This window comes from Chryseobacterium indologenes, from assembly GCF_018362995.1.
In the GTDB taxonomy this organism is placed as follows: Bacteria; Bacteroidota; Bacteroidia; order Flavobacteriales; family Weeksellaceae; genus Chryseobacterium; species Chryseobacterium indologenes_G.
The window spans coordinates 4,504,173-4,515,501 of record NZ_CP074372.1 but is presented as its reverse complement, the minus strand read 5'-3'; the positions used below and the strand labels follow the sequence as shown (position 1 = coordinate 4,515,501).

Genomic DNA, 11,329 nt, shown 5'->3' with positions numbered 1-11,329 from the left:
CTTTAGTTATTTTTGCTCAAAAGATAGAAACCCAATGTCTGAAAACATTCAACAAAAGATAGAGCAGCTCCGCAAAGAGCTTCACCAGCATAACGACAATTATTATCAACTGGATACTCCTACCATTACGGATTTTGAATTCGACATGCTTCTTCAGGAACTTCAGGATCTGGAGGCCAAGCATCCCGAATTTTATGACGAGAATTCACCTACGGTACGTGTAGGTGGTGGTGTTACCAAGGTTTTTCCTACCATTCAGCATAAATTCAGAATGTATTCACTGGATAATTCTTATGATTTTGACGATCTGGAAGACTGGGAAAAAAGAATCATTAAAACGATTGTAGATCCTGTAGAATTTGTTGCTGAGCTAAAGTATGACGGTGCCTCCATTTCTATTCTTTATGAAAACGGAAAACTTTCACAAGCGGTAACCCGTGGTGATGGTTTCCAGGGAGATGAGATTACCCCGAATGTACGTACCATTTCAGATATTCCTTTGACATTAAAAGGTGATTTCCCGGCTCAGTTTTTTATGCGTGGCGAAATTTATCTGATCCGAAAGAACTTTGATAAAATTAATAAGCTCCGTGAAGAAGAAGGTCTGGATCCTTTCATGAATCCAAGAAATACGGCCAGCGGAAGTTTGAAAATGCAGGACAGTGCTGAGGTAAGAAAACGTGGACTTTCTTCTGTACTGTACCAGTTTATTTCTGATGAAGTCCCTGCGGAAACGCATTGGGAACTGCTTCAGAAAGCCCAAAGCTGGGGCTTCAAAACATCTCAGCAGACCAAATTATGTAAAACCATGGCTGAGGTACAGGAGTTTATTACTTTCTGGGACACAGAACGTCATAATCTTCCTTTTGAAATTGATGGAATTGTTTTAAAAGTGAATTCATTACAACAGCAGAGACAGCTTGGTTATACAGCCAAATCTCCGCGTTGGGCAATGGCTTATAAATTTAAAGCAGAAAAGGTAGAAACAGAACTTCAAAGTGTTTCTTATCAGGTGGGAAGAACGGGTGCCATAACCCCTGTTGCTAATCTAAAACCTGTATTACTGGCTGGAACAATCGTTAAAAGAGCTTCTCTTCATAATGAGGATATTATCAAGAAACTGAATCTTCACGAGCATGATTTCGTGTATGTAGAAAAAGGTGGTGAGATTATTCCAAAAATTGTAGGCGTAAACACCGAAAAAAGAACAGAAGCAAGTAAAGAAATAGAATACATCAAACATTGTCCTGAATGTGGTACTGAGTTGGTAAAAGTTGAAGATCAGGCCATTCATTTCTGTCCGAACGAACTTCACTGCCCGCCACAGGTTGTTGGAAGAATGATTCACTATGTTTCCAGAAAAGCCTTAAATATTGATAATCTTGGAAGTGAAACGATTGAACAGCTTTATAGAGAAAGACTGATTGAAAATCCCGCCGACTTCTATGTTTTAACGAAAGAACAGCTTCTTCCACTGGAAAGAATGGCTGAGAAATCAGCTCAGAACATCATCTCAGGAATTGAGAAATCCAAAGAAATTGTTTTTGAAAAGGTATTATACGGAATCGGAATCAAACATGTGGGAGAAACGGTTGCCAAGAAACTGGTAAAAAACTTCCCAACAATTGAAGAATTAAAGAATGCTACTGTTGAAGAACTTTGCCAGGTAGAAGATATCGGGACTAAGATTGCAATAAGCATTGTTGATTTCTTTCAGAATTCTGAAAACGTATTGATGATCGAGCGTTTAAAATCTTATGGTGTACAGCTTGAAAAAGGAGAAAGCACCAATGAAGTTTTATCCAACGTTCTGGAAGGAAAAACTTTCCTTTTCACCGGAAAATTGTCATTATTTACCAGAGAATCTGCTGAGGAAATGGTAGAAAAGCATGGTGGAAAAAATATCTCTGCGGTTTCAAAAAACCTCAACTATCTTGTAGTAGGTGAAAAAGCCGGAAGCAAACTGAAAAAAGCTCAGGATATCGGAACAATTACGATTCTGGATGAGCAGCAGTTTCTGGATTTGATTGAAAAGCAATAAAGAATAATGGTTTAATCATTTATATAAGACTGTGAAATCTATCACAGTCTTTTTTATTTTCATTTTTGAGATAAGTTCTTTGAATTCAAACGTAAAAACTAATAAAATATTCGTGTAAAAGTTTACATTTGCTTTTGATTTGTAATCAAATAATAAAAAACTAAAACCCAACTTACCTTAACCATGAAAAAACTCTACTCAGTTATTCTGTTGACTGTATTTTCTATCCTTCAGTCACAGATTGTCAATATTCCCGATGCTAATTTTAAAGCAAAATTATTGTCAGCAGACATTACCAATAGTATTGCATCAACAAATTCCGGTAATTTCAACATGAAAATTGATACGAATAACAATGGAGAAATTGAAGTATCCGAAGCTTTACAGGTAGGAAGACTCCGACTTTATGGTGGAGGAATATCAGATCTGACAGGAATCTCTGCCTTTGGAAATTTAGGAGAGCTGGATATTTCCGGGAATAATATATCATCCCTAAATCTGAGCTCTAATCCTTTTTTATCAGAATTAAGCTTAGATGCAATGTTTCAACTAACTTCCCTGAATCTTACCAACTGTAACAATATATACAGGTTTTACTGCAATAATACAGCTATAACTTCATTGGATTTACAGAATAGACTTTCTTTAAAATATTTGTACATTTTTAATACCCCTTTAACGAATATCAATATTTCCGGATCTTCAAATATTGTGGAATTGGATATAGAAAAGACACAACTTACAACATTTGATGCTTCTAATCTGCAGAATATTTTTGTTTTTTACCTGAAGAACAATACTTTGCTTTCATCCATTAACTTTGCAAATTCCAATATGGAGATCATAGATGTCAGCAAAAATAACCTATCAGCACTCAATATTCAAAATCAAAGCAACCTTCGTGTTGTTTACTGTGAAAACAATCACTTAACAAGCTTAAGTATGCCCGGTTGTCCCGATATGAAAATGATTTATTGCGGATACAATCAGCTCACAAACCTCAATCTTTCCATATATCCTCTTTTAAATACACTCAACTGCAATAATAATTCAATTCAATCTCTTGATCTATCCCAAAACCCTGAATTTTATAATATCAACTGCAGCTCAAACAATATGAGTTTTCTTAATTTAAAAAACGGTAAAGTTCAGCAAAATAGCGGAACAGGTATCGTTTTTAATCCCAATCTTGTAATTTGCTGTGATTACAATGAACAGGATATGATACAAAGTATAATAGATAGTTCTCCCTATTTTTACTCCACTTATAAAACAACAAATTATTGCTCATTTACTCCGGGCGGAATCTTCTATGTGGTTCAGGGAAATACAAAATATGACAGTAACAATAATGGCTGTGACATCGGTGATCCGGGTAAAGCATTGCAAAAATTTAATATTACAAGTGGGAATACTTCAGGAAGTTTCATAGGAAATACTTCAGCTAATTATTCAATTCCACTACAGGCAGGAACACATACGCTTACCCCTGTGTTAGAAAACCCTAATTATTTTACAGTCACTCCACCTTCCATAAGCGTCACCTTTCCCAATCAGCCTAGTCCTGTAGCACAAAATTTCTGTTTGGCAGCTAATGGAGTTCATCATGATTTAGAAGTGCTGATTATTCCTGTAACAGCAGCTTCACCTGGTTTTGAATCAAAATATAAAATCATCTATAAAAACAAAGGCACTGCACCACAGTCGGGAAATATAGTTTTTAATTTCAATAATAACCTGATGAATTATCTGAGTGCAACGACATCTCCAGGCTCTCAATCTAGTGGTATATTGAACTGGAATTTCACGAATCTTCTCCCTTTTGAAACCAAAGAAATTACTGTAACTCTAAAATTAAATACACCAACTCAGACCCCACCACTAAACGGTGGTGATATTTTGCATTATACGGCACAAATCAATGGAGCTACTGATGAAACACCATTTGACAATAATTTCACGTTGAACCAATCGGTTGTCAATTCTTTTGATCCAAATGATAAGACTTGTCTGGAAGGAACTACTATTACGCAAACCCAAGTTGGAGATTATGTGCATTATCTGATCAGGTTTGAAAATACTGGAACCGCAAATGCACAGAATATTGTGGTAAAGGATGTTATTGATACTTCTAAATTTGATCTATCAAGTTTAGTTGCGTTGAACGGAAGTCACAATTTTGTAGCAAGAATTACCAATCCAAGTACAGTAGAATTCATCTTTGAAAACATCCAGCTTCCTTTTGATGATGCGAATAATGACGGATATGTCTCATTCAAAATTAAAACAAAATCTACTTTAAATATTGGGAACAGCTTCAGCAATACAGCCAATATTTACTTCGATTACAATGCTCCGATTATTACCAATACTTATACAACAAGCATTCAAAATGTATTAGCAACAGCAGAAAACAATAAGGAAAGCAATGGTATTTCTGTTTATCCGAATCCAGTAAGAGATATTTTACATATTCAATCTAAAAATGAAATTGTAAAAGCTGAAGTCTATGATGCAGCCGGAAGAATTATCAGTTCAACAAATGTAAAAGGAAACTCCATTCCTGTTTTTGAACTTTCTAAAGGAAATTATATTCTCAAAGTTTTCTTGAAAGACAAAGTAATTGTACAGAAATTTATTAAAGACTAAACTTTAAAAATATTCACATAAAAAGGCTGTGAAAATGATCACAGCCTTTTTATTATCGTAAAGTGAGTTGAATTAACAGTTCCTAACTTTTTATCTTCTTTTCTTTCATCCTTATTGGCTTTAACGGTCCAAATTACTTTTCTTTTAGCCATTCTTCAATATCCTTGTTGGCCTGATCTTCCGTAAGGTATGCTTTGTTCTTATATTCTTCTCTTCCTTCAGCAACTCTTTCTTTTTGCTCGGTAGTAAGAATATATTCATTATGGTCCAATTCAAAATCCAGAATCTTTTGAATTTCTTCAATAATTCTGGCTTCTTTTAATTGGGTAATTCTGTTAATTAAATCAATTTTTAAATCTGAGGTGTTCATCTTGCGTGACTTAAGTTCAAATTTAGAAAAATTTATTTACTTAAAAACAATAATAGTATATGGAGAACTTTCTCCTGTCTTTGGCAAGATTAGCCTGATATATTCTTTATTCCTGTGGTAATCCACATAGGGTTCTTTGGTAATGATCTTTCCTTTCTCCGTTTCTTTATATCCGGCTGACAATATCAGTTTAAGATATTGATCGTATTCTTTCTTGTCTTTAAACTCAAATTCAATTCTGTCTTCTGATTTTTCTTCTTTGTATTCAAACTTTCCTATTTTCGAGGTATAGTCTGGGGCTTCGTATTCGGTTAAAAGAAAACTTAAACCTTCAGTTTTGTCATAAAATTTGAACTTAAGCTGTTTCATTTCCTTTTTAAACTCATCCATAGTAAGCTTGTTGAAACCTTTAAGTTGTTCTAATGTGAAGGTCTGAGCAGAGATCTGGATACTGAGTACCATTGAAAATAACAAGAATGCTAACGTTTTTCTCATTTTTATTTTAGCGTAAATATAAGAATAGGATTGTCAGTTTTGTAATCTCCAGTTATGAAGGACAAGAGTAATAATAACGTCGTTCCATAACTCAAAGCCTGCCAACTTAGGTTTTACTGGAAGAATGGAAGTTTCAACCCATTTAGATTCCTCTACAGTATACATTGTCGCATCATATAAGAGATTTTTATCAAAGGGATTACTTACCTGAAGCATCATTCCTTTATGTTTTCTGCCTTCAACATCCTGTGAAAACTCTATTTCTATGGTCTTTGACGGGTTTACATTCTCTTTAACCACCTTCATAGATTCCAGTTTTCCCTCTTTAATATCTGCTGCAATAAATAAGTGTTCACCAGGGTAAATTTGCAAAGTATTTTCCTCAACAAAATAGGGAGATTTTTTAACTTCTTGCTGATAGTATCTCACAGAATCCACCGGAAGTTTTAAAGTAAAGTTTTCACGAAATTTTTGCTGACTAAAGCAAAAATTCGATATTGCTAGTCCCCAAAAAAGAACAATTGTTTTAATATTCACAGGTTTAGGTTATTTAATTTTATAGCGCTAAAATATAACAAATAACAATAATCCTTACAACTGGTAGTCTGAAATAACTGCTTAAACTACTATTCCTTAATCAAAACTTTCCTGAAAAGTAAAATTTCGTCCTTATTTAGTCCTTCCAAAGAAATTGTACGTTTTGTATTGGGCATCCAGTCAGGATAGAGAATCAGTTCAACATAATTGTCATATATATGAAATTCTCTCAGAACTTCAGGATTTTTTGTATTTCTTCTATCTGATCCAAATCTCAGATTAATACACTTACCGGGAACAATGTAAAAATCTTTAGGAAACAAAAATATAGAATTTTGATTCATGAAAATTTCAAAACTGCACCACCGAAATTTTTTACTATAGCCAAGACCTCCTTTAGTTACTGAAATAATGGTACCATGGATATTTTTAAAAACTACCGCATCCGGCTGCTGATATTTTTCAATGATTTTATTTTTCTGCGCATAAAAGAAAATTCTTGAGATGATAAAAAATACTACACCTGCCAATGGCAAATAGAAAAAAGGATCCATGAATTTAAAAGGATAGAATTACAAATTTTTAAATAAGAAAATCAGATATTTTCTGAGTCAAAGATATAACAATAATCCTTATGAAACCGGCAGTCTGAAGTAAAACGTACTTCCATTATTCAGAGAACTCTTCACTCCTATTTCTCCATGTTGCTTTTCAATGAAATTTTTTGAAATAGCCAAGCCCAAACCTGTTCCATTTTGGTGTTCGCCGGGAACCTGAAAATAACGGTCAAAGATCTGGCGGTGGTATTTTTCATCAATTCCGCTTCCGGTATCAATAATACTGAACTGAATGAATAAGTTCTGTTTTTCTACCACAATCTTAATATTTTCATCCTGAAAAGAGTGCTTTACCGCATTGGTAAGAAAGTTATTCATCACCCAGACTGTTTTATCAAAATCAGCAGTCACAGCATCGCTGTCTTCCAGAAGATATTCTGTGCTGATGGAAATATTTTTCTGCTCGGCAAGCTTTTCAACATTTTTTACAGCAGTCTGTACGATTTCTTTAGGGGAACATTTCTCAACAGTCAATCTGATATTTCCGGATTCTACCTGAGAAAGATTAAGCAATTCACCTGTGATATCCAATAATCGCTGTCCATCTTCATTGATACTTTTCAATAATTCCTGCTGCTGCTCATTCAGTTCTCCGAACTTTTGGTTTCCCAGAAGCTGAACACCCATTTTGATGGCTGAAATCGGAGTTTTCAGTTCATGAGAGATCGTTGCAATGAAATTGGTTTTGGCAAAATCAAGCTCTTTAAAAGGGGTAATATTTCTCAACAAGATTACCTTTCCAATATATTTTTTTTCTTTTTCGCCTGTTTTAACAATATTGATCGGGATAATATCCTGTTCAAAATAGTTTTCCTTGTTATCACGAACAATCTTAATCGGATCTTTTACCGGATGATCTATATTTTTCAGCAGTTCACGCATCAGATCATTGTTAACAGCAACTTCATGAGCTGTTTTTCCAATAATTTCCTCTTTATGTAGGTTGGTGATCTTCAATGCTTCATCATTGATCATGTAAATAAAATGGTTTTCATCCAGCCCAATCACTGCATCGTGCATATTATTGACCAATGTTTCGATACGTTTTTTATCCATCAGCTGCTTGGAAAGTGTACTGCTTTCGTACTCCTGAAGTTTTTCCGCCATACTGTTGAAGGACTCCGCCAGGCTGTTGAACTCTTCACTTCCTTTAAAATGAACCCTCTCATTATAATTTTTATCAGCAATCTGTTTGATACTGAAGGTTAACTGATTAATTGGTTCTGCAATAGTTTGTGGTAAATTGAAAAGCAGAATAAAAGCAATCAGAAAGCATACGGTTCCTAAACTTACAATCCAAAAAGTGGCATTTTCTGCTGTAATAATCGCGATATCACTTTTTCTTTCTATGCCTTTCATATTCAAAGACATGATCTTGGCAAGATCCTCACGGATTAGTTTTTCTTTATGGATATCAGGTGCTTTCAGATAGCTACTGAAATGCATATTAAGGTTTTGAGTGGCTTCTCTTTCTCCAAATTCTGTAAGGTTTTTTTCCTGCAGCTTATTATTCTTTCGAAAATCTGCGATCGCAACAGTACTGTCTGTACTGATATTATCCAGCGCCAGAAGCATATTTTTAGAAAACTCCAGGCTGTTGTAATTGGCCGTAAGGATCTTTTCAGTATCGGATTTTAATTTATTGATGTATACAGAACCTATCACTGAAAGCAGAACAATCAGCAGAAATAAAAGGCCAACGCCTAAGGTAAGTTTCGTTTTAAGTTTCATTACTTTTAAGATAAAATAATAATATCTATCTGTCTTTCATTCAGCCTGTTCATAAGGGTATAGATCCAGCTGTACCCCAACAGCCGCTGCCAGAAACTGGCATGAGGTTTTCCAATGCAGACCGTCGTGATATTATGGGCAATCACATACTCAAGAATCCCGTTATGAACACTGTTTTCTTTGATACGGACTACTTTGGCACCTAATTCCTGTGCTAAATTAAAATTATTAATCAAATACCGCTGTTTATCCAACGCTATTTTTTCCGGATTTTCTGAAGGTTTCTGAATGTACAAAACAGTCCATGGACTGTTATAATAGCTGGCTAACCTTGCTGTTTTCCGGATAATTGTTTTGGCAATTTTCTCGTTGCTGCTGATGCAGGCCAGGAATTTTATGGGTTTAAAATTTTCAGTTTTGATCTCCGTTTCTACCTTTCTTTCCACGTGAGTGGCTACTTCTTTTAAAGCCAGCTCACGAAGTTGTAGAATATGCCCGCTTTGGAAGAAATTACTCAGTGCTGTCTGAATTTTTTCCTTTTTATAGATTTTCCCTTCTTTCAGTCGAGTAAGAAGTTCATCAGCGGTAAGGTCAATATTCACCACTTCATCTGCGAGTGCCAGTATTTTATCCGGAACCCTTTCTGCCACTTCTACTCCTGTGATTTTCTTTACTTCTTCATTCAGGCTTTCAATGTGCTGAATATTCATCGCACTGATAACATTGATGCCGTTATCAAGGATTTCCAGTACGTCCTGCCATCTTTTTTTATTTTTGGAGCCTTCTACATTGGTATGCGCCAGTTCGTCCACTAAAACAACTTCAGGATGTTCATTGATAATGGCCTGAAAATCCATTTCTTCAAGGTTTTTTCCTTTGTAAAAAACTGATTTTCTTTCAATTTCAGGAAGACCTTCTACAAGAGCTACCGTTTCTTCTCTGCCGTGAGTTTCAATATAGCCAATCTTTACATCAATGCCATTTCGCAAAAGAGAATGCGCTTCCTGAAGCATACGGAAGCTCTTTCCTACACCTGCACTCATCCCGATATAAATTTTGAATTTTCCTTTGCGGGACTTCTGAATCAGTTCTAAAAAATCTTTTGCTGATGACATTGATTTTATTCTTTTTAATTTTACTTTAAACACTATTTTCTGTGGCTAAACCGATATTAAAACCAGACCGCTAAACTTGATGTTATAAAGAAATTCCCTTTTCTAAATTCATCATTTTTCGCAAAAATGGCATCTTTGGCAGTAAAACCTCTTGCTTCTGTACGGAAAATCACATTTTTAAAGATCGCATAATCTACATTGAGAGAATATCCGAAGGTCTGAAATCCATTAGGAGTTCCAGTATTGATAATCACTCCATTTTTATCATTGTAATATTCCAATCTCCCTGCCAGTGCCCATTTGTTATCTAATTGATATTTCATTAATACATTTGGGCTGTACCAGATATTATACTGCTCGCTTCCTTTTGATTTTTGCTCTGCACCGATATCAAATCCCAATACTGCAGAGAACTGATCTGTCAATTGAAAGCTTCCATATAAATCATGGAAATACCGCATTCTTTTATCTTCTTTTGCTTTATCATTTCCTACGAATGAGCTGCTGTTCAAAGTAATTTTATCATTCGGTTTATACGTCAACTGATGTCCGAAAGAAATACTCTGGTTTCCTTCCGGTTTGGCAATACGCTGCCAGCCATTCAGCACCAGCCCGCTTAAAAACCATTTTCCGTTATCTGAGGTGTAGGAAATTTTAGCTCCGGTTTCAAAATATGGCGAGTTTTCAGCGGCTAAACTTCTTGTCAGATTCACATTATCTTTTCCTATAGCACTTTCCCAGCCGATATGTGAAGGCATGATTCCTGCATCAATCCAGAGATTTTTATTTTTTGAGATTTTGATACCGATATTGGCTTCATTTACATAGCGCAAAGCATTTTGTTCAGCTGCCATATTATCCTGTGCATACGTTCCGGCCATTAAAGCAACATTGGCACGAATATTTTCACTTTGGTAATTGGCTTTAACCAATCCCAGATTAAGATTCATTTCATTGTGTCTGTTATATGAGTAGAGAAAATTTTGACGCATATGATTTCCAGGTTCATTAAAATCATAGGTGTAAAAGAGTTCTGCATAGGCGGAAAACGTAACTTTATTTCCTGTTTTCAATGAATCTGATGATTGTGCTTTGGCTAAAAACAGCCCTGATAGTGCACATATAGCTAGATATTTTTTCACTTTAGTTTTAAAGGTGTATTCATCATATCAAGGTTTAAAACCTTGATATGATTATTGATTATTAAATTTATTATTTTAATTGATCCAAAGCAATATTAAGCTTCAGTACATTTACTTTTGATGGTCCGAAAAATCCTAACAACGGCTTCTCTGTTTGAGTATTAATTAAGCTTTTGATCTGTTCCTCGGAAAGGTTTCTCACTTTTGCAATTCTTTTGGCCTGATACAGTGCTCCTTCTTCAGAAATATCCGGATCCAGCCCGCTTCCACTTGCCGTAACAAGTTCTACAGGCACTTTCGTATTTCCCATTTCAGGGTTTTTCATTTTTAAAGTATCAATTCTTTTCTGAACTGTTTCCAGATATTCTTCATTGCTGGGACCTTTGTTGCTCCCACCACTTCCTGCTGCATTATAATTAACGGAAGAAGGACGACCGTGAAAGTATTTTTCAGATTTGAATTCCTGTCCGATATTGGCATAAAACTTCTGTCCTTTATCATAGACAATTTCTCCGTTTCCTTTATTCGGAAGTATTTTGGAACCTCCATATACAACCCCCAGATAAATACCTGTCACCACCAGCATTACAAGAGTTAATCTGAATGCTGAAACAATATGATTTTTCATTTTT

General features: G+C 35.1%; 10 protein-coding genes. 2 read left to right on the top strand and 8 right to left on the bottom strand.

All coding sequences use genetic code 11. From position 1 onward, the window contains the following. Window positions 1-34 precede the first annotated feature (34 nt). Both ligA and DYR29_RS20525 read left to right on the top strand, forming a co-directional pair. Entirely contained in the window at window positions 35-2,041 is a 2,007-nt protein-coding gene (gene ligA, locus DYR29_RS20530; RefSeq protein ID WP_213278309.1) for an NAD-dependent DNA ligase LigA, read from the top strand. 183 nt (window positions 2,042-2,224) lie between these two features. Then, on the top strand, window positions 2,225-4,690 hold the full coding sequence (locus DYR29_RS20525) for a DUF7619 domain-containing protein (RefSeq protein WP_213278308.1): 2,466 nt from the start codon (window positions 2,225-2,227) through the stop codon (window positions 4,688-4,690). Between the two features lie 133 nt (window positions 4,691-4,823). Here DYR29_RS20525 and DYR29_RS20520 read toward each other — a convergent pair whose 3' ends face one another. From DYR29_RS20520 to kdpC, 8 genes are all read right to left on the bottom strand, one after another. After that, window positions 4,824-5,060, bottom strand: a complete 237-nt coding sequence (locus tag DYR29_RS20520; RefSeq protein WP_213278307.1) for a hypothetical protein — start codon at window positions 5,058-5,060, stop codon at window positions 4,824-4,826. A gap of 36 nt (window positions 5,061-5,096) precedes the next feature. After that, window positions 5,097-5,555: a hypothetical protein gene (locus DYR29_RS20515; protein WP_213278306.1), complete on the bottom strand. Its 459-nt coding sequence runs from the start codon at window positions 5,553-5,555 to the stop codon at window positions 5,097-5,099. Window positions 5,556-5,588: 33 nt separating this feature from the next. Beyond that, on the bottom strand, window positions 5,589-6,092 hold the full coding sequence (locus DYR29_RS20510; protein ID WP_213278305.1) for a hypothetical protein: 504 nt from the start codon (window positions 6,090-6,092) through the stop codon (window positions 5,589-5,591). A gap of 89 nt (window positions 6,093-6,181) precedes the next feature. Beyond that, complete coding sequence (locus DYR29_RS20505; protein ID WP_213278304.1) at window positions 6,182-6,646, bottom strand: hypothetical protein; 465 nt, start codon at window positions 6,644-6,646, stop codon at window positions 6,182-6,184. A 78-nt stretch (window positions 6,647-6,724) separates the two neighbouring features. Then, window positions 6,725-8,440 carry an ATP-binding protein gene (locus tag DYR29_RS20500; RefSeq protein WP_213278303.1) on the bottom strand — a complete coding sequence of 572 codons (1,716 nt, stop codon included), beginning with the start codon at window positions 8,438-8,440 and terminating at the stop codon, window positions 6,725-6,727. Window positions 8,441-8,445: 5 nt separating this feature from the next. After that, a complete protein-coding gene (locus DYR29_RS20495) occupies window positions 8,446-9,555 on the bottom strand; it encodes a sensor protein KdpD (RefSeq protein WP_213278302.1) in 1,110 nt (369 codons plus the stop codon). Between the two features lie 56 nt (window positions 9,556-9,611). Beyond that, complete coding sequence (locus DYR29_RS20490) at window positions 9,612-10,697, bottom strand: porin (RefSeq protein ID WP_213278301.1); 1,086 nt, start codon at window positions 10,695-10,697, stop codon at window positions 9,612-9,614. A 70-nt stretch (window positions 10,698-10,767) separates the two neighbouring features. After that, entirely contained in the window at window positions 10,768-11,325 is a 558-nt protein-coding gene (gene kdpC, locus DYR29_RS20485) for a potassium-transporting ATPase subunit KdpC (RefSeq protein ID WP_213278300.1), read from the bottom strand. Between the last annotated feature and the right edge of the window lie 4 nt (window positions 11,326-11,329).

What these genes read in the sequence shown, in the direction of transcription:
- kdpC (WP_213278300.1), bottom strand. Translation starts at nt 11,325, where the DNA reads ATGAAAAATCATATTGTTTCAGCATTCAGATTAACTCTTGTAATGCTG.
- DYR29_RS20515 (WP_213278306.1), bottom strand. Translation starts at nt 5,555, where the DNA reads ATGAGAAAAACGTTAGCATTCTTGTTATTTTCAATGGTACTCAGTATC.
- DYR29_RS20520 (WP_213278307.1), bottom strand. Translation starts at nt 5,060, where the DNA reads ATGAACACCTCAGATTTAAAAATTGATTTAATTAACAGAATTACCCAA.
- DYR29_RS20495 (WP_213278302.1), bottom strand. Translation starts at nt 9,555, where the DNA reads ATGTCATCAGCAAAAGATTTTTTAGAACTGATTCAGAAGTCCCGCAAA.
- DYR29_RS20505 (WP_213278304.1), bottom strand. Translation starts at nt 6,646, where the DNA reads ATGGATCCTTTTTTCTATTTGCCATTGGCAGGTGTAGTATTTTTTATC.
- DYR29_RS20525 (WP_213278308.1), top strand. Translation starts at nt 2,225, where the DNA reads ATGAAAAAACTCTACTCAGTTATTCTGTTGACTGTATTTTCTATCCTT.
- DYR29_RS20500 (WP_213278303.1), bottom strand. Translation starts at nt 8,440, where the DNA reads ATGAAACTTAAAACGAAACTTACCTTAGGCGTTGGCCTTTTATTTCTG.
- ligA (WP_213278309.1), top strand. Translation starts at nt 35, where the DNA reads ATGTCTGAAAACATTCAACAAAAGATAGAGCAGCTCCGCAAAGAGCTT.